At 63.1% G+C, this 20,109-nt stretch carries 17 protein-coding genes; 7 read left to right on the forward strand and 10 right to left on the reverse strand.

All coding sequences use genetic code 11. The features are described 5' to 3' along the window. The first annotated feature begins 83 nt into the window (after nt 1–83). Together DH08_RS27335 and DH08_RS27340 are read left to right on the forward strand one after the other, a co-directional pair. Nucleotides 84–1,160 carry an extracellular solute-binding protein gene (locus tag DH08_RS27335; RefSeq protein WP_192182311.1) on the forward strand — a complete coding sequence of 359 codons (1,077 nt, stop codon included), beginning with the start codon at nt 84–86 and terminating at the stop codon, nt 1,158–1,160. Next, nucleotides 1,157–2,467 (forward strand): flavin monoamine oxidase family protein, encoded by a 1,311-nt coding sequence (locus DH08_RS27340; protein WP_192182313.1) that lies wholly within the window; start codon nt 1,157–1,159, stop codon nt 2,465–2,467. Before DH08_RS27335 ends, DH08_RS27340 begins: the two co-directional genes overlap by 4 nt. Here the strand turns inward: DH08_RS27340 and DH08_RS27345 are convergent. Genes DH08_RS27345 through DH08_RS27355 form a run of 3 tightly spaced genes read right to left on the reverse strand, consistent with a single transcriptional unit; the run spans nt 2,431 to nt 5,304 of the window. Beyond that, complete coding sequence (locus DH08_RS27345; RefSeq protein WP_192182315.1) at nt 2,431–3,504, reverse strand: ABC transporter ATP-binding protein; 1,074 nt, start codon at nt 3,502–3,504, stop codon at nt 2,431–2,433. The two genes, DH08_RS27340 and DH08_RS27345, sit on opposite strands and share 37 nt — an antisense overlap. Nucleotides 3,505–3,562: 58 nt before the next feature. Continuing rightward, entirely contained in the window at nt 3,563–4,390 is an 828-nt protein-coding gene (locus tag DH08_RS27350) for an ABC transporter permease (RefSeq protein ID WP_192182317.1), read from the reverse strand. Beyond that, entirely contained in the window at nt 4,387–5,304 is a 918-nt protein-coding gene (locus DH08_RS27355) for an ABC transporter permease (protein ID WP_192182319.1), read from the reverse strand. Before DH08_RS27355 ends, DH08_RS27350 begins: the two co-directional genes overlap by 4 nt. A 295-nt stretch (nt 5,305–5,599) precedes the next feature. Here DH08_RS27355 and DH08_RS27360 point away from each other — a divergent pair, with 295 nt between their 5' ends. Further along, nucleotides 5,600–7,015 carry an aminotransferase gene (locus DH08_RS27360; RefSeq protein ID WP_192182321.1) on the forward strand — a complete coding sequence of 472 codons (1,416 nt, stop codon included), beginning with the start codon at nt 5,600–5,602 and terminating at the stop codon, nt 7,013–7,015. Between the two features lie 191 nt (nt 7,016–7,206). Here the strand turns inward: DH08_RS27360 and DH08_RS27365 are convergent, their stop codons facing one another. Continuing rightward, nucleotides 7,207–8,409 (reverse strand): aromatic ring-hydroxylating oxygenase subunit alpha, encoded by a 1,203-nt coding sequence (locus DH08_RS27365; RefSeq protein WP_192182323.1) that lies wholly within the window; start codon nt 8,407–8,409, stop codon nt 7,207–7,209. 525 nt (nt 8,410–8,934) lie between these two features. On the opposite strand from DH08_RS27365, the gene DH08_RS27370 reads away from it, so the two are divergent. Beyond that, nucleotides 8,935–9,342: a hypothetical protein gene (locus tag DH08_RS27370; protein ID WP_192182325.1), complete on the forward strand. Its 408-nt coding sequence runs from the start codon at nt 8,935–8,937 to the stop codon at nt 9,340–9,342. A 184-nt stretch (nt 9,343–9,526) separates the two neighbouring features. Here DH08_RS27370 and DH08_RS27375 read toward each other — a convergent pair whose 3' ends face one another. After that, nucleotides 9,527–11,617, reverse strand: coding sequence for a sensor histidine kinase (locus tag DH08_RS27375; protein WP_192182327.1), 2,091 nt, complete (start codon nt 11,615–11,617; stop codon nt 9,527–9,529). 230 nt (nt 11,618–11,847) lie between these two features. Next, entirely contained in the window at nt 11,848–12,624 is a 777-nt protein-coding gene (locus DH08_RS27380; RefSeq protein WP_192182577.1) for a response regulator, read from the reverse strand. Between the two features lie 47 nt (nt 12,625–12,671). Here DH08_RS27380 and DH08_RS27385 point away from each other — a divergent pair, with 47 nt between their 5' ends. Next, on the forward strand, nt 12,672–13,355 hold the full coding sequence (locus tag DH08_RS27385) for a response regulator transcription factor (RefSeq protein WP_192182329.1): 684 nt from the start codon (nt 12,672–12,674) through the stop codon (nt 13,353–13,355). Nucleotides 13,356–13,428: 73 nt separating this feature from the next. Here DH08_RS27385 and DH08_RS27390 read toward each other — a convergent pair whose 3' ends face one another. Continuing rightward, on the reverse strand, nt 13,429–13,596 hold the full coding sequence (locus tag DH08_RS27390) for a hypothetical protein (protein ID WP_192182330.1): 168 nt from the start codon (nt 13,594–13,596) through the stop codon (nt 13,429–13,431). A gap of 32 nt (nt 13,597–13,628) precedes the next feature. Continuing rightward, entirely contained in the window at nt 13,629–13,973 is a 345-nt protein-coding gene (locus tag DH08_RS27395; RefSeq protein WP_246801012.1) for a hypothetical protein, read from the reverse strand. A 357-nt stretch (nt 13,974–14,330) separates the two neighbouring features. On the opposite strand from DH08_RS27395, the gene DH08_RS27400 reads away from it, so the two are divergent. Then, nucleotides 14,331–14,783: a L,D-transpeptidase gene (locus DH08_RS27400; protein WP_192182332.1), complete on the forward strand. Its 453-nt coding sequence runs from the start codon at nt 14,331–14,333 to the stop codon at nt 14,781–14,783. 161 nt (nt 14,784–14,944) lie between these two features. On the opposite strand, the gene DH08_RS27405 is transcribed toward DH08_RS27400, so the two are convergent. Together DH08_RS27405 and DH08_RS27410 are read right to left on the reverse strand one after the other, a co-directional pair. Next, nucleotides 14,945–18,028: an efflux RND transporter permease subunit gene (locus DH08_RS27405; protein ID WP_192182334.1), complete on the reverse strand. Its 3,084-nt coding sequence runs from the start codon at nt 18,026–18,028 to the stop codon at nt 14,945–14,947. Further along, nucleotides 18,025–19,299, reverse strand: coding sequence for an efflux RND transporter periplasmic adaptor subunit (locus tag DH08_RS27410; RefSeq protein WP_345892453.1), 1,275 nt, complete (start codon nt 19,297–19,299; stop codon nt 18,025–18,027). Before DH08_RS27410 ends, DH08_RS27405 begins: the two co-directional genes overlap by 4 nt. 149 nt (nt 19,300–19,448) lie before the next feature. Here DH08_RS27410 and DH08_RS27415 point away from each other — a divergent pair, with 149 nt between their 5' ends. Then, entirely contained in the window at nt 19,449–19,982 is a 534-nt protein-coding gene (locus DH08_RS27415; protein WP_192182336.1) for a TetR/AcrR family transcriptional regulator, read from the forward strand. The last annotated feature ends 127 nt before the right edge of the window (nt 19,983–20,109 follow it).

Genomic DNA, 20,109 nt, shown 5'->3' on the forward strand with positions numbered 1-20,109 from the left:
ATGGCAGGGCCGACGGGCTCGCCAAAGCGCGGAAATTCTCCTAACGTCGCCGTGCCGTTTTCGCGATGGGGGAGGTTCGCGCCATGAAATCCATGCTTCGCCGCCTTGCCTTGGCCGCCGCCTGCACCATCGGCGCGGGTGCGGCCTACGCGCTTGCCGAAGGCGGCGGCGATCTCGTCGTGTTCGACTGGTCGGGCTACGAGGATCCGTTGCTGCATCCCGAATACGCCGCCAAATACGGCGCAGAGCCGATCTTTGCCTTCTTCGGCGACGAGGACGAGGCGTTCGAGAAGATGCGTGCCGGCTTCAAGGCCGACATCGCGCATCCCTGCTCGCAGAGCGTGGTCAAGTGGCGGGATGCCGGCATGCTGCAGCCGCTCGACACGTCGAAAATATCAGGCTGGAAGGACCTTAATCCCGGCATCATGGCGATGAAGGATCTGGCGGTCACCGCCGACGGCAAGGCCTGGTTCATGCCCTTCGACTGGGGCAACACCTCGCTGCTCTACCGGACCGACAATGTCACCAAGGAAGAGGCGCAGTCGCTCAAGATATTCGCCGATCCGAAATTCAAGGGTCGCGTCACCATCGGCGACAATGTCGACGACGCCTATGCTCTGGCAAGCCTGGTCATCGGGCTGAAGGACTGGACCAAGATGACGGACGCGCAGTTCAAAGAGGCGTCCGATTTCCTGCGCGCGGTGCATAAGAACGTCCGCTTCTACTGGACCGACGACACCGACATCAACCAGGCCTTTTCCGGCAACGAGGTCGATCTTGCCTGGGGCTGGAACGAGACCTTCGTAACGCTGAAGGGCCAGGGCGTGCCGATCGAAATGAACCGCGACACCAAGGAAGGCCTGTCGACCTGGGTGTGCGGCTATGTGCTGATGAAGGATGCGCCCGGCAAGCTCGACCAGGCCTATGATTTCCTCAACGCGGTCAATGCGCCTGACGTGTCGGACTATATGGTCAAGACCTTCGGCTACGGCCACGGCAATGGCGCCGGCATGGCGGCGATCGACCACGGCATCCTGGTCGAGCGCGGCTTCGACAATCTCGACAAGTTTCTCGACAAGACGCTGTTCCAGCAGCCGGTGGCGGCGGAGCTCAAGCAGCGCATGGTTGCCGAGTTCGAGAAGATCAAGGCCGGCTATTGAGCAAGGAAATCGAAAGAATCGGCGTCGTCATCGTCGGCGCCGGCTTCACCGGTCTGTCGGCCGCGCATGAGCTGCAAAAAGCCGGCATCGGTTTCGTGCTGCTCGAGGCACGCGACCGCGTCGGCGGCCGTGTGGAATCGAGCCTGAATGGCCTTGGCGAACGCATCGACAGCGGCGGCCAGTTCCTGTGCGAGGACATGCCGGAACTAATGGCTTTGGTCGAGGCGCGCGGCAAGACGCTGGCCGCCACCTATGTCGAGGGCGATTTCATCGCGCGGCCGTTAATGTCGCCGCAGGAGGCCGAGCGGACCTATTTCGCTGCGATGGCGATCCGCGAGCGAATGAATGCCATCGCGCCTGGCGATCTCGCGATTGCCGGCCTGACCGTTGCAGCCTGGCTCGACCGCCAGAACGATACAGCCGATGCCAAGGCAGCCTTCCGCTCGATGATCGAAGGCCTGTGGTGCCTGGCGCTGGAGAAGGTCCCGCTCTGGCATCTGATCGACAATGACCGCCGGATCACCAACGAGGTGCCGGAGCTGCAGTATTCCTTGCGTGAAACCATGCAATCGCTGGCCGATGATCTGGCCGGCGACCTCGGCGGCCGGCTGCGGCTGAATGAGCCTGTGACGCAGATCGGGCACGGGCCGAAAGGCGTCCGTGTTATCTCGGCCAGCGGCGCGATCGAAGCGCGCCAGGTCCTGGTCGCGCTGCCGCCGGCGACAGCTGCGAAACTCGATTTCGCACCATCTCTGCCGGTCAACTTGAAGAGGGCGCTGGACGTTTGGGAGAGCGGCGCGGTGATCAAGATCCTCGTGCGCTACGCAACTCCATTCTGGCGCGACCGCGGCTTGAGCGGCATGGTGATGTGGCGCGACCGGCCGGGACTGTTTGCCTGTGACACCAGCAAGGATGCGGACCATGCCGCGCTCGTCGTCTTCGTCGGCGGACCGCTTGCGCTGCGCTGGCGCGAGTTCAGCGATGCAGCGCTGCGCGCCGAAGTGACGGCAAGGCTGGAGGAAGCGCTCGGCCCGGACGCGTCCGATATCCTCGATTTCAACCAGCGCGACTGGACGCATGATCGCTGGAGCGGTGGCGCCTACAGCGATCTCATTGTCGACGTTGCGGAGACGGATGCCGAACGCACGATCCTGGCCGGCGCGCCGCCCGTCCATTTCGCAGCGTCGGAAGTGTCGCCGTCATTTCCTGGCTATGTCGAGGGCGCGATCGTCGCGGGCCGCATCGCAGCGCGAAGGATTATCGGAGAGTTTCAATCCGCCATCGCCACCAGGGCTTCGGGATCGTAAGCCAGGCGGATCGAGGTGCCGACCGGGATGTCGTCGGCGCCGAAATCATTGGTCTCGGTCACCGAGAGCGGCTTTTCCAGCCCGGGGATCTCGACGATAAGATGGGTGATCTCGCCGAAATAGTGGCGCTCGACCACCTTGCCGGCGACTTCGAATTTCGCCGTGGCATTGTCCCACAGCACGCGCAGGCGCTCCGGCCTTATGCCGAGCGTGGCGGCTCCACCATTGCGGACAAAGGCCTTCGGCTTGTCGGTTTTGACGCGGCCGAAGCCCAGCGTGTCGACGACCAAGGAGGCGCCGTCCTCCTCGACGATCTCGGCCTTGACGAAATTCATGCCGCCGAGGAAGTCGGCCACCTGGCGATTGACCGGCCGCTGGTAGATCTCCTTGGGCGAGGCGATCTGCGCGATCTTGCCGCCGAACATCACGGCGATGCGATCCGACATGGCCAGCGCCTCATACTGGTCATGCGTGACCAGCACGAAGGTGATGCCGACCGCCTGCTGCAGGCGGCGCAGCTCGACCTGCATCTGCTCGCGCAGTTTCTTGTCCAGCGCCGACAGCGGCTCGTCGAGCAGCAGCACTTTGGGCCGCATCACCAAGGCGCGAGCAAGTGCCACGCGCTGGCGCTGGCCGCCGGAGAGTTCGGTGGCCAGACGCTTGCCGAGGCCGGTCAGCGACACCTGCGCCAGCGCCTCCTCGACGCGGCGCTTTTCCTCCGTCCCCTCTAGCCTCAGCCGCTTCAGCCCGTAGGCGACATTCTGCTCGACATTGAGGTGCGGAAAGATCGCATAGCTCTGGAACACCATGTTGGTCGGCCGGCGGTTGGCCGGGATGCCTTCCATCGGCTGGCCGCCGACGGCGATCGAGCCGGTGGTCGGATTGTCGAAGCCGGCGATCATGCGCAGCAGCGTGGTCTTGCCGCAGCCGGATGGGCCGAGCAGCGAGAAGAACTCGCCTTCCTTGATGGTCAGCGTGGCATCGTCCAACGCCTTGAAGGCGCCATAGCTGCGGGTGACGTTGCGGATCTCGATCATGGGTCGTTCGGAAAGCGGGGGCCGTTCGGATTGATGAGGCCGGGCGGCCTGGGACTGCTCAGGCATAGAGGCCTCCCTCGTTCTGTGTGCGCCTGGCCGCGCGGCGGCGCAGGATTTCGGCAACGGTCATCAGCAGGAAAGAGGCGACCAGCAGAAGCGTGCCCAACGCCAGCACGCCGGGCAGCTTCGATGCAAAACGCAGCTGGCCCCAGATGTAGATCGGCAGCGTCGCATCGGTGCCGGTCAGGAAGAAGGCGATGATGAACTCGTCGAGCGAGATGGTGAAGCAGACCAGCAGGCTGGAGATGATCGCTGGCGCCACCATCGGCAGCGTCACCCGCCGGAAGGTGCCGAAGGCGCTCTCGCCGAGATCGGCGGAGGCCTCTTCCAGGCTGCGGTCGAAGCCCTCGAAGCCGGAAGTCAGCACCGTCATCGAATAGGGGATGCAGACCAGGACATGGCCGAGCACGACGGTGAACAGCGACAGGCTGAGGCCGAGCTGCAGCATCACCAGCAGCATCGAGATGGCGACGATGACTTCCGGCAGCACCAGGGGCGCCATGATCAGGCCGTTGATGGCGCGGCGGCCGGGGTAGCGGTAGCGGGTGATGGAGCGGGCGGCGAGGATGCCGAAGACGGTGGCGAGGATGGACGCCGAGACGCCGACGACCAGGCTGTTCCAGGCGGCGTCGAGCAGTGCCGGCGTGCGCGGCAGGTCCTCGTACCATTTGAGGGTGAAGCCGGAGAGCGGGAATTTCGGCGTTGCCGCGGTGTTGATCGAGAAGATCGGCAGGAAGATAACCGGCAGATAGAGGAACACCACATAAAGGAAGGCATAGGCCGACAGCCAGCCAGCGCCCGGCCGGAAACGCCGCAACGCCGTCATCGCGCCAGCCTCTGCGCGGCGCGGATGATCAGCACCATGGCGCCGGCGATCAGCGTCACGATCAGCATGGTGGTGACGGAAAGTGCGGCGCCCAGCGGCCAGTTGGACGCCTTGCCGAACTGCGCCTGGATGGCGTTGGCGATCATGACGCCGTCCTTGCCGCCGACAAGCTTCGGCGTGACATAGTCGCCGACCGTCGGGATCATGACGATGAGTGCCGCCGAGATGATACCTGGCACCGACAGCGGCAGCGTCACGCGCAGGAAGGAACGGAGCGGACCGTCGCCGAGGTCCTTGGCCGCCTCGACCAGCGTGCGGTCGACTTTTTCCAGTGACACAAAGATCGGCAGGATGGCGAAGGCCGCCCAGGCATGGGTCAGCGTGATGATGACGGCGGTCGAATTGTAGAGCAGCGCTGTCGACGGCTCGTCGATGATGCCGAGGCCCATCAGGCCGGAATTGAGCACGCCATTGTAGCCGAGGATGACCTTCCACGACATCACGCGCAGCAGATAGCTGGTCCAGAACGGAATGGTGATCAGGAACAGCCACAGGCTCTTGTGACGGCCGCCATGGAACGAGATGAAGTAGGCGATCGGGTAGGCGAGCACGACCGTGAAGAAGCTCACCATCAGCGAGATGTAGAGAGAGCGCCAGAGCAGGTCGCGATAGATCGGCTCGGTCAGCGCGATCCGGTAGTTCTCCAGCGTGAAGGTTCGGTCGATGGTGAGATAGTTCTGCGTCCAGAAGGAGTGGGCGATGACCACCAGGATCGGCAGGACCAGAAGAATGACGGCATAGAGGAAGGTGGGGCTGATCAGGGCAAAGCCCTGGACGGGTTCGGACTGCAGAAGGGCGTTTCGCCTGGCCCGTGTCATGCGCCGTGCAGGCGACCCCTCGGCAGCCGCCGTCATTGCAGCGCCCCCGGCGTGATCTCGGTTGCTGGCTCGGACTGTCCTGCCATGCTCATCCCATTGTTGGCGCCGGTCGCCTGTTCCCAATTTTATGCAAGGAGCACGATTTTCGGCGCGCTCCTTGCTTGCCGGCTTTCTTTCATCATGCGCGCATCCGGCGATTGAAATCAAGCGCTATTTCTGTAATATTGATTGAACGGACATTCAAAATGAAGTGAAGAAAGCTGCTTTTCCCAAGGCTTGGAGCTTGACTTCGTGTCCGCTGAAAATTGTCACGAGAGCATGTGAGGCGAAGATGGCGGCTGCAAGAGACCTGAAGGCGAAGGAAACGGCCGGTGCCGATGTCGACGCCGTCGAACTGGCCAAGCGCCATCTCGTCCAACCCTGGCCGTTCGCCGGCTCGGTCGGCACCGAGGCGCGCGCGCTGATCGGCGAGGGCGAGGGCATCTACATCACCGACGCATCGGGCAAAAGGCTGATCGACGGACCGGCCGGCATGTGGTGCATCAATGTCGGCCACCGCCGCGAGGAACTGGCCAAGGTGATGTACGACCAGGCGATGGCGCTGTCCTACAACACGCCGTGGTACACGATGAACGCGCCATCGGCGGAGCTTGCCATGCGCATCGCCGGTCATGCGCCGGGCGATCTCAGCCATGTCTTCTTCACCACCGGCGGGTCCTCGGCGGTGGAGACGGCACTGCGCTTCATGCAGTTCTACAACAATGTGCGGGGGCGGCCTGAAAAGAAGCTGATCCTCAGCCGCGGCGGCGCCTATCACGGCTCGACCTATCTGTCGGCCTCGCTCAATGGCCGCCCGCGCGACCGCCACTGGATGGATGGCGCCGACGAACTGGTCGTGAAGCTCTCTTCGCCGGACCCGTTCCGCCGGCCGCAAGGCATGAGCATAGAGGCGTTCACCGATTTCCTGGTCGATCAGTTCCGCGACACGGTCGCGCGCATCGGCGCCGACAGGATCGGCGCCTTCGTCGGCGAGCCGGTGCAGGCCTCGGGCGGCGTCGTGGTGCCGCCGGATGGCTACCTGAAGCGCATCCGCGAAATCTGCCGCTACAACGGCATCCTCTACATCTCCGACGAGGTGGTGACTGGCTTCGGCAGGCTCGGCCACGTCTTTGCCTCCGGCGAAATGTTCGGCATCGATCCCGACATGATCACCTTCGCCAAGGGCGTCACATCAGGCTATTTCCCGCTCGGCGGCGTCATCATCTCGGAGCGGATTTTGCAGGAACTGCGCCGCTCGAACCACCCCGACGCGCTGTTCGGCCATGGTCTGACCTATACCAGCCATCCGATCGGCTGCGCGGTGGCGCTGAAGAACCTCGATATCCTCGAGGAGAGCGTGCTTGCCCACACGCGCGAGGTCGCGCCCTATTTCCAGGCGCAGCTGAAGACGTTGGAGGAACTTCCTTTGGTCGGGGAGGTGCGCGGCATTGGGCTGATGGGCTGCGTCGAATGCGTCGCCGATCGCGAGAGCAAGGATCCGCTGAAGCTCGACAAGGACGTCGGCAAGCGCCTCGACGTACATTGCCATGAGCTCGGCTTGCTGGTCCGGCCGCTGATCAACATGTGCGTGATGTCGCCGCCGCTGATCATTTCGCGGGAGCAGATCGACGACATGGTCGCGATCCTGCGCGAAGGCATTTCGCGCACGATGGAAGTTCTGAGGAAGGAAGGGGTTTGGGGAGGGTGAAGTTCTTCCTTCTCCCCGTTCCACGGGGAGAAGGTGCCCGAAGGGCGGATGAGGGGCGGCGCTGAACCTAGTGATTGGCTGTGGCCTTCGACGCCATAAGCTATCGTCCGATTAAAGCGATAATCTCAAAAGCCGGCGCTGCCCCTCACCTGCCTGCCGGCATCCTCTCCCCGTAGAACGGGGAGAGGATGCTACCCCCTCGACCTCAGCGCGTCGTTCAATCCCCACATGTCCTTCTCCTCCGGCGCGGTCTCGAGCCCGAGCACCGGGATCTGCTTGCGTAAATGGTCGTGGTGGGTGCGCACGCCGTATTCGAGGTCGGAGAGGTAAAAACCTTCGAACGCCTCCGACAGCATGGATTCGTTCGACCATACCGAAAGCTGCACGTCCTCGTTCATCGTGTCACGGTCGATGCGGTAGGCGAGATAGCGTGCCGCCGCCTGCTCCCTGGTCTCATCGGGATAGCGGTAGATCGCGCCGCGCAGCAGCGTCTCGCCGGTAGACAGCGGGAACTCCTGATAGAACTGCACCGATTCCGGCATAATCGACAGGGCGTTGTTGGGGAAGATGCCGTAATAGATCCAGGCTCTGCGCAGGTGCTCCGGCAGATGCGACGCGTCGGGGGTGAGCTTGATGTATTCCCGCACGCTCCAGCGCCGCCCGGCATGCGGATTGTAGGTGGCGAAGGAGCGCGACACGCCGTTGATGAACGGCTCGTCGAAATAGGTCGCGCCGTAGAGATCCTGCAGCGCCGGATGCGCCATGGCGACGTGGTAGCCTTCATTGTCGACATCGCGTACCGACTTCCAGTTGACGGGCGACTTCTGCGTCCAGATGCCCCAGGACGGTACCATCTCGGCAACGTTGTAGTGAGCCATCTCGGCCTCGATCGGCTTCAGCAGCTCGGCCACCGACGACTGCGGGCCACCCTTGCGGAAGCGGATGAAGATGAAGCCCATCCAGATTTCGAGGTCGAGCGGCATCAGGCCGAACTCGGTCTTGTCGAGATCGGGGAAGGAGCGCGGACGGGCAGCACCGCGCAGCGTGCCGTCGAGATTGTACACCCAGCCATGGAAGGGGCAGACGAGCGCGTTCTTGCAGGTGCCCTGGCTGTCGGCGACGACGCGGCTGCCGCGGTGCCGGCACATGTTGTTGAAGGCGCGAACGACGCCGTCCTTGCCGCGCACGATCAGGGCGCGCTCGCCGACCACATCCATGGTCAGATAGTCGCCGGCATTCGGCACGTCGGAGACATGGCCGGCGATCTGCCAGTGGTTGCGGAAGACGTATTCCCTCTCAAGTTCGAGAAGGGCGTTGGAGTGGTAACTCCAGCCCGGCAGACCCCGCCGGTCCCAATTGTTGGGGATCGCCACGTCACGGAGGTGCGGGTTCATCAAAGGCTCTTCATTTGTTGAATACTCATTCAATAAAATCATATTTTTCTTTGAAATGCAATGGCTTGTGGAAATACAAAGATTGCGAGCTGACTGAATTGGGCAGGCCTGGATCTGGCCCGGCGGGAGAAAATCCCGGAAAATCCGGGCCTTAGCGCCGGTTGTGGAAGATGCGCCTGGCGCGGAGATTCGCGGGCGCCGCGCCTGGAAAAATGAACGCATTTCCGAGGAAAAAGCCCCCGGTGCCGGCAGACTGCCGCCCGGAGTGTGATCTTGCTCATAGTCTGGCCGGGCAGGTCCGGGCATAGCTCAACGCTATCACCGTCTAGGCAACACCCTGGTCATGCACATGAAACAGCTTCGCAAACGAAACAGACCATCGGCGCTTGCCCGGTTGTGCCCGGATATGCCCGATTTTCTTGTTTCCTGCCTGTTACACGGGCAACCTTTGCGCGTCGTTCGTCCGTTACCAGGCGCGATTAAGTTCGTTTTATAGCAAAGACAAAAATAACGAAGGGAAAGGCGATGTTTACGAAGGTTCACGCCAACAGCGACCGCGGCAGGCAAGCGCCGGAGCGCAATGACAGGCGTCCGAAGCTGGCACTGCGCCAGCGCGCCAGCGATCATCCGATGGTGATGTTCATGATGATGGGCGCCTGCGCCTTCGCAATCATGGCATTCACGCCGGCGGCCGGTCCGGCCTTCGCTTCGTTCAATCCGCCAGCCAACGTCATCGACGGCGCCTCGACCACGGTCAAGACAGCACGGCTGCCGATGCCGGAGATCGATTTTGCCTGCAAGGGCCAGGCCTGGGGTGCCGAGAGCGCGGATTGCCTGCGCGTCATTGCCGCCCAGTCCGGCGTGCATAGAGACCGCGCAGTCCGCATGATCGCCAATGCCGCGCCAGTGAGCAACACGCCGAATGTTTTTTGAGTTCTGCTAGGCATGATCCGACAGTAGGTATCTCGTCTTCGGGTCATGCTTGGACCTCCCAGAGCGCACCTCCAGCGCTCCAGTCAGGCTCCCGCCGCACGTCGGTCGGGAGTCTCTTTTTTTGGGTCTATTGATATTCAGGTCAGGCCGGCCTGACCTGATCTCAACAGACCCAGGGAGGGAGTCAGCCGGCGGCCACGGCGACCTGCTCGGCAATGGCCGAGAGCACGCCGCGGACGTCCAGCGTGCTGAAAGGCTTCTCGAGGATTTGCGGGCGCTGTGGCGCCGGCAACGCCTCGATCTCGGCCTTGGCACCGATCAGGTCGCCGGTGACGAGCACGAAGCGCTGCGCCAGGTCAGGCCGTTCGGCAAGCAGTTCGCGATAGATGGCGATGCCGCTGGTGCCGGGCATGCGCAGGTCGGAAAAGACGATGTCGGGCGGCATATGCCCTGCGAGGATCCCGGCTGCCGATGTCCAGGCCGCCACCACCCTCGACTTCAAGCCCATCAGTTCCAGAATGTCGGACAGCGAGCCGGCGACATCGGGCTCGTCGTCGATGATCAGCGCATGGCGCAGGCCGCTCGAGCGCGCCGGGCTTTCGCCGGCCGCGGCTGCACCGGCGGCGATCGCCGGCAACTGGACGACGAAGCGGGCACCCCTCGGCAGGACTTCCTCGAACCAGATGTTGCCGTTGTGCCGTTCGATGATCGATTTCGAGATCGACAGGCCGATGCCGGTGCCGACGCCGACCGGCTTGGTGGTGAAATAGGATTCGAAGATGCGCGCACGGATCGGTTCTGGCACACCGGGTCCGTTGTCCTCGATCGAAAAGCCGGGATTGCCGCGGTCGCTGCGAAATGTGCGCACCTTGATCAGCCGGTCGCCCGCGACGCCGGCCAAAGCATGCTGGCTGTTGATCAGGAAATTGGCCGCCACCTGTGTCACGTGGTCGGCATCGGCCATGGCCAGTAGCGGGCCGGCGGCGAAATCGGTGTCGATGATTATGCCGCTCGACCGCGCGCCATAGGCGGTCACTTCGAGTGCCGCGCGGATTACCTGGTTGAGATCGGTCTCGGCCTGTGCCGCCGGATGTAGGCGCACCATCGACAGGAAGCTCTTGACGATGCGGCCGCAGCGCTCCGCGGCGGCGCGGACCTTTTCGGCGCGCACCTTGGTCTGCGGGTCGGTGGCGAATTCGTGCAGGAGCGTCGACTGCGCGACGACCACGGCAAGCGGGTTGTTCAACTCATGCGAGACACCTGCCAGCAGCGAACCCATCGCCGCCATCTTCTCGTTCTGGTGCAGTTTCTCGCGCTGACGACCTATCTCCTCCTCCGCGCGCAGCTTGTCGCGCAGGTCGCGGATCGAGCCGAAGATGAGACGGCGATCGGCGACCCGCATCTCGGTCGCCGTCAATTCGATCGGAAAAACCTCGCCGGCCGCATTCTGGGTGACCGTTTCGAGCCGCTGGCCGACCATCGGCGAGCCGCGGCCCGACATGTAGTCGGCGCCCGACGCATAGCCCTTGCGATAATATGCCGGAACCACCGTATCGAGCAGGTCCTTGCCGAGTATGTCGGAGCGCTGGAAGCCGAACATCTTTTCGGCGGCCGGATTGAATTCGATGATCGAGCCGGTCTCGTCGATGACGATGATGGCGTCGAGCGAGGCCTGCAGCATGGTACGGCGGATGACTTCGCTGGCATGGGCGTCCGAGGGCGAGCGCTCGATGGCATCGCCGATGGCGAGCGCGATGATATGCAGTGTCGCCTCTTCCTCGTCGGTCCAGCCGCGCTCGTCGACGCAGTCGTTAACCGCGAGCGTGCCCCACAGATGGCCGTGCGCGAAGACGGAAACCGACAGGAACGACTTGATGTTCTGCTTTTCGAAGTCGGTTCTGAGAAAGCCTTCCAGATTGCGCGTATGCCCGGCAAAGACCTTGCCCTGGCGCTCGTCCTCGGCCAGTCGCTCCAGCAGCGGATCCGAATTGACGACCGATTGCATGATGACCGTCGGCGATGCCAGTTCGCCGCCGAAGTCGGGGTCGATCCAGTAAGCCGAGACCGACTGGGCAAAGCCCTGGCCAGGCAGCTCGCGCAACCGGAACAGGATGCCGCGCTGGCAATCCATGGCGTGGCACAGCGTCTCCAGGATGGTCTCCATCTCGCGCTGCCAGTCGCCGGCCTCGCGCAGCCGGCGAACGACGCGGACTGCCGCCATCGCGGCGCCCTGGCGGTCGCCCTTTATGTCCGTGTTTGCTTCGTCGGCAGTCATGATCAGCAATTATCCAAATGCCACATCTGATAGACTACGGAATTCAGCGCATAAGCCCGAAAGTCGATGCCGATTTCCGGAAGCATCATGCGCAAAATCAGAATGCTACAGCTTCCGTTGCGTGTTCGAAAGGACGCGCGGCGCCGTCGTACGGTTTTGAATCCTGAAATTGGCGAACGCTATCGCCGAAACAGCGAGAATTTCAAATCCACGACGCCGGGCTGTACGGCTCAGTTGCCGTCGCCGTTCGGCAGCGAGAAGATATAGCCTTCGCCGCGCACCGTGCGCAGGAATTTCGGATTGGCGGGATCGGCCTCGATCTTCTTGCGCAGCCGCATGATGCGGATATCGACCGCGCGCGAGGATTCCGGATCTTCGACAAACCCGATCGCTTCTGAGATCGCGGCGCGCGTCAAAAGACGGTTGGCGCGGGTCAGGAAGACCTCAAGCACGTCGAACTCGCTCTTGGCCATATCGATGACCGCGCCGTTGGCGCCGGTGACGAGCCTGCCGTCGAGATCGGCCTGGAAGGAGCCGAAGCTCAGGCGGCGCCCGGCGCCCGTCTCGGCCTTGGCGGCCTGCGGCACGGTCGGCTGCGGAACGCGGCGCAGCACGCTGCGGACCCTGGCCAGAACCTCGCGCAATTCATACGGCTTGACGATGTAGTCGTCGGCGCCGAGCTCCAGTCCGACGATGCGGTCGAGCGCGGTGCCGGCGGCGGTGGCATAGATGATGCCGATCGGGGTTTTGGAGCGCAGCCAGCGGCCGAACGACAGACCGTCCTCGCCGGGCATGGCGATGTCGAGAATGGCCAGATGGAAGGATTGCGTTTCCAGCAAGGTCCGCGCCTCGGCGGCACTTTCGGCCATCGCCACCTCATAGCCGCTGGCGCCAAGATACTCGGCGACCGCCTCCCTCAGGTCAGGCTCGTCCTCGACGACTACAATCCTTGCCCGCACTATGCTCTCGCTCCCGCTTTCAGCGGAAAGTAGATTGGGTATAAACATCATGTCCAGCACTCATCTTGAGATGTCTGTCGCGAGGTGGAAAAAACATGGCACGATCGGTCATCGCGCTCGTATCCGTGGCGCAAGTGGTTGCGAGCGATCTCGCCGACCATCTTGAGCGGCGTGGCCACGACGTGCGCGAAGCGCGCCAGCCCTGGGAAGCAGAGTCGCTGCTTTCGGCCAAGGGTATCGACGTGGTGGTTGTCGGCGACAGCCTGAGCCAGGCCGAGGGGCGCGATCTCTTGAGGCGCCATGGCGGCGAGGGCGGGCCTGATTTCATCCTGATCTGCCGGCCGGCCGACCTTGTCGACAAGGTTCTGGCGCTCGAGCTCGGCGCCGCCGACGTCGTCGAAAGTCCGCTCAATGTCCGCGAGCTTGCCGCGCGCATCGGCGGCCTGTTGGCGCGGCGCGGCAGAGGTGCGGGGGAACTGGTCGTGCTGGAGAATGCGACCGTCGATCTGAGGTCGGCCATGGTCATGCATCGCTCGGGCACCGAGGACCAGCTCTCGCCGGGCCAGGTGGCGCTGCTCAGACTGTTTCTGGCCAGCCCGCGCAAGGTGCTGACGCGCGACGACATCATTGCCGCGGCGCCTGCCGAAAACGCCGATGCCTTCGACCGCTCGATCGATTCGCGCATCGTGCGGCTGCGCCGCAAGCTCGACACCGAAACCATTACCACGATAAGGGGAGCCGGGTACCGGTTCGACCCGCCGACGCAGCGCGCCGACTGAGAACCGTATGGTCATCCTGTTTTTTTGTTTTGGCACCGGACCGGTTTCCATCTCCTGGGTCCGATGCAATCGCTCAGCGCACCACGAGTGCGGAAGGCCCTGATGGCATGTCGCTGGCGAGGCTGACCTCGTAGGTCTGGGCACGATCGCGCAGGAGCACCGCGGCAAGGCCGGCAAAGCCCAGCAGGGCTTGTGCATAGAGCAATGCGGAAAGCACCGCGGCAGCTGATTTCGTGTTCATTTTTCCCATCCTTAGTTCAGATCAGCCCAAACTTATGTTGGCGCTTCAGGAAACCCCCGAAGTGCCCGCGCCGCCCACGGAGCCCCCGTCGCGGCGCGGGCCTTCGGTCCTCTCGGCAGCAAGTAGCCGGAGGCGCCGCGCATCCACTTCAGCCCAAGGCCGACCCGCCAGAGGGCCTTGAGCCGGTTAATGCGCAGGCTGGAGACGATCCAGACCGTGGCGATGAACAGTGCGGCATGCAGCGTCGAAACCTCACCCGTGTTCATCGCCGCAAGCGTCGTCATCGGGCTTCCGGCAACTGTGCCGACGCTGCCGACGATGACCGCCGCGATGCTTATCCTGAGGATCCAGGACGGGATGTTCGTTTTGCTGCTCATTTTCGTTTGGTGCCGACTGCTTTTCGTTGCGTCAACTGTGCGGCCGAGCTGTATCCAGATCATGCCGCGCGGGCGACGCTTTGTTGCAGATTGGTTTCGAGGCGGCTTAAGTGCCTTTCTTGTAAAGGAAAATCGCGCCTTCGTTTCGCAAAAGCGCAAGAGTTCGGTTGTGTCGGGTTGTAGAGCCGCCAGACCATAGTGGCCTGAACCGGCCGGGTCGGGTAACCATTCCTGTTAATCTTAGGAAACAGATTCGAAACATAAGCGAGCATCAAGCGAAGTCAGCCTGAAACATGACGCAGCGATAAGTCCGCCATCGAATTGGAGCCGGCCGGACCGGCAGAGAGAGGGGACATCATGCACACCACCATTTCCGCCAAGCTTATCAACATCACCGCTGCTGTGCTTACCGGCGCGGCCTTGCTCTTCGGCAGTGGCGCCGCCCATGCCAACCAGATCCTGGCCCGTGTCTCGCTTTCGCAGCAGACCATGGAAGTGCTGGTCGACGGCCGCCCGACCTTCGCCTGGAAGGTGTCGACCGGCGGCAGGGGGTATGTCACGCCGACCGGCTCGTTCAAGCCGACCCGCATGCATGAGATGTGGTACTCGAAGAAATACGACAATGCCCCGATGCCGCATTCGGTGTTCTTCAGCGGCGGCTATGCGGTGCATGCGACCTATGCCATCAAGAATCTCGGCCGGCCTGCCTCGCATGGCTGCGTGCGGCTGCATCCCGACAATGCCGCCGATTTCTACCAGCTGGTCGAGGCCTTCGGCCCGGCCAACACCAGCATCGTCATCGTCAAGTAGCAGGCTGTGGTTGGAGCCGGCTGTGAAGCTTCGGCAAGCTGCCGCGCCTTCACCGTTTCAGGCTCCCGCCGGAAGGCGCTGTAAGCGGTTTCCGCGGTAAATCAACTCAGTCAAAAAAGAGGCCGGAAATTTTCGGCCTCTTTTTTTGTCGCTTGTCTTTGTCAGTCCACCGGCACCGGCATCAGCTTCGGATCCGGCTTCTCGGCATGGTGCGGCAGGTCCTTGCTGGCGATGAAGGTGTAGAACATCGGCACCACGAACAGCGTGAACATGGTTCCGACCAGGATGCCGGTGAAGATCACCAGGCCCATCGAGTAACGGGCTGCGGCGCCGGCACCGCTGGAGACGATCAGCGGCACCACGCCCAGCGCCATCGCCGCCGTCGTCATCAGGATCGGCCGCAACCGGACCTTGGCAGAGGCGACGATTGCTTCGCGCCGCGACATCCGGTGCTTCTCCCGCTGCTGATTGGCGAACTCGACCAAAAGGATGCCGTGCTTGGTGATCAGGCCGATCAGCGTGATCAAACCGACCTGGGTGTAGATGTTCAGCGTTCCGAGACCCAGATTGAGCGGTACGATGGCGCCGAAGATCGACAGCGGCACCGCCATCATGATGATCAGCGGATCGCGGAAGCTTTCGAACTGCGCCGCCAGCACCAAATAGATGACAAGCACGGCGGCCGCAAAGGCAATCAGGATCGTGTTGCCCTGTTCCTTCTCCTGCCTGGACTGACCGGAATAGTCGACGAAGAAGGTTTCGGGCAGGCTCTCCTTGGCGATGTCCTCCAGGGCCTTCAGTCCGTCACCAGTGGTGACGCCAGGCAGCGGCAGCGCGGAAATCGTCGCCGAGTTCAGCTGGTTGAACTGCTCAATGGCCGCCGGCGACGCATTGGTCGAAATCGTCACCACGGAAGAAAGCGGCACCATCTCGCCCGAGGCGCTGCGCACGAAATACTCGGCCAGCTTCTCGGGATTGTCGCGGAATTCCTGCGGCACCTGCGGGATGATGTCGTAGCTGTTGGAGTCGCGGTCGAACTGCGCCACTTCGGCGCCGCCGACCAGCAAGGTCAAGGTGCGGCCGATGTCGGCGATCGGCAGGTTGAGGGCCGCGGCGCGATCGCGATCGATGGTCACCGTCACCTGTGGCGCGTCGTAGGACATCGAGTTCTGCACGACGATGAAACGGCCGGAGGCCTGCGCCTTGTTCTTGATCTGCTCCGCCGCCTCGTAGACCTCTGAAGCAGCGCCGGTCGAGCGCACCACCATCGAGATAGGCAGGCCGCCACCGGAGCCCGGCAGCGTCGGCGGCGCGAAGACGAAGGCCTCGACGCCAGCGACCTGGCCGAGACGCCCCTGTATGTCGGCCTGGAGCTCCTTCGAACTGCGGGCGCGCTCGGCCCAGTCCTTGAACGCGAAGCCGACGAAGGCGCCGTTGGTCTGGCCGCCGAAGGCGACCGCCGAAAACTGCGCCCGCGTTTCCGGGATATCCTTGACCAGGCCCAGGATCTGATTGACGTAGGTCTCGGTATAGTCCGAGGTCGCGTAGCGCGGCCCGGTCACGATCGACAGCAGGAAGCCCTGGTCTTCTTCCGGCGCCAGTTCGCTCGAGGTCTTTGTGAAGGCGAAGCCGGTGACGCCGACCAGCGCAAGGACGATGATCAGTGTCACCGGGCGATAATTCAGCGAGCCTTTGACCGCCTTCTCATAGACGCGCTCGACCCATCCGAAGGCGCCGTCGACAGTGCGCTGGAAACGGCCGGGCGCGCCGGCCTTCAGCAGGCGCGCCGACATCATCGGCGTGATGGTGACGGCGATGATGCCCGACAGCACCACCGAACCGGCAAGGGTGACCGCGAATTCGCGAAACAGCGCCCCGGTCAGGCCGCCGGTGAAAGCCAGCGGCGCGAACACTGCGGCCAGCGTGATCGTCATGGCGACGATGGCGGAAAAGATTTCCCGCATGCCGTTGAAGGCCGCCTGCATCGGCGACATGTGGTCTTCTTCCATGTGGCGGTGAATGTTCTCCACCACCACGATGGCGTCGTCGACGACTAGGCCGATCGCCAGCACCATGGCCAGCAACGACAGGAGGTTGATCGAATAGCCGACCGAAAACAGCAGGAAGCAGACGCCGATCAGCGATAGCGGAATGGTGACGATCGGCATCATCACCGAGCGGAACGAACCGAGGAAGAGCAGGATGACGACGATGACGATGGCGACCGCCTCGGCGATGGTCTTGAACACCTCCTCGATCGAGGCGCTGATCTGTTCGGTGGAATCATAGACGATCTCGATCGTCATGCCTTTCGGCAGCGTGTCCTGGATCGTCGGCACGATCTTGTGGATCGCCGCCGCCGTCGTCAGCGGGTTCGCCGCCGGCGTCGGGAAGATGGCGAGGAAGGTGCCGGGCTTGCCGTTGAAGCTGACCCTGGTGTCGGTATTCTCCGCGCCCAGTTCCACGCGCGCAACGTCGCGCAACCGCACCACGTTGCCGTCTTTCGAGCGAAGAGGAAGCTCGGCGAAAGCCTCCGGGGTCTGCAATGTAGAGCGCACTGTGATCGAGGAGACGACATACTCGTTCTGGGTATTGCCGGGCGCGGAGAGGAAGTTGGAGTCATTGATGGCGGTCAGCACGTCCGACGCGGTGACGCCACGCGCGGCAAGCTTGACCGGGTCGATCCAGACGCGCATCGAATATTCCTGGGCGCCGAAGATCTGCACGTCGGCAACGCCTTCCACCGTCGAGATACGGGGCCGGATGACGCGCTCGATATATTCGGTCAGCTGCTCCTTCGTCATGTTCGGATTCTGCATCGAGATGTACATCATCGCGAACTGATCACCGGTGCCTTTGACGATCACAGGGTCCTTGGACGCGTCCGGCAAGGTGCCGCGCACGCCTTGCACCTTCGACAGCACTTCGGTCAGCGCGACATCCGGATTGGAACCGAGTTTCATCTGCACCGTCACGGTGCTGGAAGACGGCCGGCTTGCCGAGGTGACGTAGTCGATGTTTTCGGTCGAGGCGACGGCGCGCGCGATCGGCGCGGAGATGAAGCCCTGGATCAGGTCGGCGCTGGCGCCGGGATAGGCGGTCGTGATCGTGATCGCCGTTTCATCGACCTTCGGGTATTGCCGGATCGACAGGTTGAAGATGCCCTGAAAACCCAGGAGCAGGATCATGCAGGCCAGAACGGTCGACAGGACCGGGCGGCGGATGAAGATGTCGGAAATGTTCATTGCTGGGCGGCCTGGTTGTTAGCCGATTTGGTCGGGTCGATGGTGTTGTCGACGGCAACGGACATGCCGTTGTAGAGCCGGTTCTGACCGGCGGTGACGACCTCGTCGCCGGCGGCGATGCCTTCCAGAATCTCAACCATGCCGTTGTTGCGGCGGCCCGGCTTGACGAACACCTGGGAAAGGACAAGCTCCGGCTTCGGCGCTTCCGTTGCAGGCTTGGCCGGGTCTGCAGCCGCCTTGTCGGCTGGCTTTGCCGCAGCACCTTCGGCAGCGGGTTTCATCGCATCCGCCGCAGGTTTGTCGGCTGGCTTTTCTTCCGGCTTGGCTGCCGGGGCCGGAGCGGCTTCGGCAGCCTTGGCCGGACGCACGACGAAGACGAAGTCGCCATAGAGGCTGGACGTCAGCGCCGTCTGCGGCACCGCCAGCACGTTGTTTTCCTCGGGCAGTTCGACGCGCACCTGCACGAACTGGCCAGGCGTCAGCTTGCCTTCGGTGTTGGCGACCTCTGCCCGGATGGTGACAAGCCGGCTCGCGGGATCAATCTTGGGGTCGATGCCGCGGATCTTGCCAGCGAACGGCATCTCACCGCCGCCAATGCCCAGCCGCACCGTCTGATCGATCTTCAGCAGCGGCAGCTGCTGCTCGGGGACCGAGAAGTCGACCCGCATCGTGTCCAGGTCCTGCAAGGTCACCACCGCGGTGCCGGGCGCCAGATACTGGCCGAGGTCGATTTTCGGGATACCCACCGTGCCGCTGAAAGGTGCCGTCAGCCGCTTCTGGTCGAGCACCGCCTGCAGCTTGGCCACTTGGGCTTCGGTGGCTGTTGCGGTTGCACGTGCCGTGTCGAGCGTGGCTTCCGGATTGACGCCGCGCTTCTGCAGTTCGATGGCGCGCTCCAGCGCCGTCTGGACGACCGCCACTTGCGCCTTCGTCGCTTCGAGATCGGCGCGCTCGACGGCATCGTCGAGCTGCAGCAGGATCGCGCCGTCCGCAACCTTCTGGTTGGCGTGAAAGAGGATCTCCCTGACGATGCCGGCGGTTTCGACGGTGAGGTCAACACCGCGCACGGCACTGACCGTGCCGATGGCCTCGACGCCCGGCGTCCAGCTCGACGGCTTGACGATGGTCGTCGACACGGTCGCCGCCGGCGGCTTCATGGTGGCGAAGTACTGCTTGATCCCGTTGTCGCGCAGGAAGTTAAAGCCGACGATGCCGCCGCACACCACGGCGAGCAACAGCAGGATTGCGGTGATGATGATGAAGCGCTTCACGGACAGTCCCCTCGGCCGGAAACCGGCATATCGGTCAATGGCAGGACACTAATCGACGATAGGTCCTGATTTCAAAATGATGGCGGTCTTACTGTACCGTCTGGACGGTCTTGTCAATTCCACATAGGCTAATGTAAGGGGAGGCGCCGATGAAAACCCGCAGAGCAAATTCCCGCGACAAGATCCTCGCCGCCGCCGCCGAGGTGGCGCGGGAGACCGGTCCCGGCAGCATGTCGCTTGACGCTGTCGCCAGCCGCGCCGGCGTGTCGAAGGGCGGCCTGCTCCACAATTTCCCGACCAAGGCGAAACTGATGCAGGGCCTGGTGGAGGACTATCTGCGCGAATTCGAGCAGGCGTTGGAGTCCCGCGCGGCCGACAACGGCAGCGAAAGCCGGCTTGCGGCCTATATCAGGCTTTCGGCCGATGATTGCGAGGAGCCGAAACCTTCGGCGTCCTGGATCTTTTCGGCAATCGCCGAGGATCCCGATTTCATGACGCCGATAAAAACCTTCAAGCAGCAGCTGTTCGAGCGGCTGAAGGATGAGACGCCTGATATCAAGGCGCTGCTGGTCTGCTTTCTCGCCATCGAAGGGCTTCGCAGCATGAATCTCTTTGATTCCGACGTGCTCTCGCAGGACGAGCGCCGGCTGCTGGTGGCGTCGCTGCTGGAGATTGCAAAATGAGTTGCCGCGCCCACTGAGGTCGGGCTCAGGTTCAACCGAACGCAACCGTCGGCCGAAATCGTCACGCCAGCTTCATCGTCCGGACATAGCGTCTTCCCGTCTTGCTGCAGTGCAAACGGAGTGGGAC

Origin of the sequence: Mesorhizobium amorphae (assembly GCF_014843845.1) — a bacterium.
GTDB lineage: Bacteria > Pseudomonadota > Alphaproteobacteria > Rhizobiales > Rhizobiaceae > Mesorhizobium > Mesorhizobium amorphae_A.

Coding starts and splice junctions, on each gene's coding strand:
- DH08_RS27365 (WP_192182323.1), bottom strand. CDS start 8,409: ATGAACCCGCACCTCCGTGACGTGGCGATCCCCAACAATTGGGACCGG.
- DH08_RS27405 (WP_192182334.1), bottom strand. CDS start 18,028: ATGAACATTTCCGACATCTTCATCCGCCGCCCGGTCCTGTCGACCGTT.
- DH08_RS27400 (WP_192182332.1), top strand. CDS start 14,331: ATGCACACCACCATTTCCGCCAAGCTTATCAACATCACCGCTGCTGTG.
- DH08_RS27335 (WP_192182311.1), top strand. CDS start 84: ATGAAATCCATGCTTCGCCGCCTTGCCTTGGCCGCCGCCTGCACCATC.
- DH08_RS27380 (WP_192182577.1), bottom strand. CDS start 12,624: ATGTTTATACCCAATCTACTTTCCGCTGAAAGCGGGAGCGAGAGCATA.
- DH08_RS27395 (WP_246801012.1), bottom strand. CDS start 13,973: ATGAGCAGCAAAACGAACATCCCGTCCTGGATCCTCAGGATAAGCATC.
- DH08_RS27360 (WP_192182321.1), top strand. CDS start 5,600: ATGGCGGCTGCAAGAGACCTGAAGGCGAAGGAAACGGCCGGTGCCGAT.
- DH08_RS27345 (WP_192182315.1), bottom strand. CDS start 3,504: ATGATCGAGATCCGCAACGTCACCCGCAGCTATGGCGCCTTCAAGGCG.
- DH08_RS27390 (WP_192182330.1), bottom strand. CDS start 13,596: ATGAACACGAAATCAGCTGCCGCGGTGCTTTCCGCATTGCTCTATGCA.
- DH08_RS27375 (WP_192182327.1), bottom strand. CDS start 11,617: ATGACTGCCGACGAAGCAAACACGGACATAAAGGGCGACCGCCAGGGC.
- DH08_RS27370 (WP_192182325.1), top strand. CDS start 8,935: ATGTTTACGAAGGTTCACGCCAACAGCGACCGCGGCAGGCAAGCGCCG.
- DH08_RS27415 (WP_192182336.1), top strand. CDS start 19,449: ATGAAAACCCGCAGAGCAAATTCCCGCGACAAGATCCTCGCCGCCGCC.
- DH08_RS27355 (WP_192182319.1), bottom strand. CDS start 5,304: ATGACGGCGGCTGCCGAGGGGTCGCCTGCACGGCGCATGACACGGGCC.
- DH08_RS27385 (WP_192182329.1), top strand. CDS start 12,672: ATGGCACGATCGGTCATCGCGCTCGTATCCGTGGCGCAAGTGGTTGCG.
- DH08_RS27350 (WP_192182317.1), bottom strand. CDS start 4,390: ATGACGGCGTTGCGGCGTTTCCGGCCGGGCGCTGGCTGGCTGTCGGCC.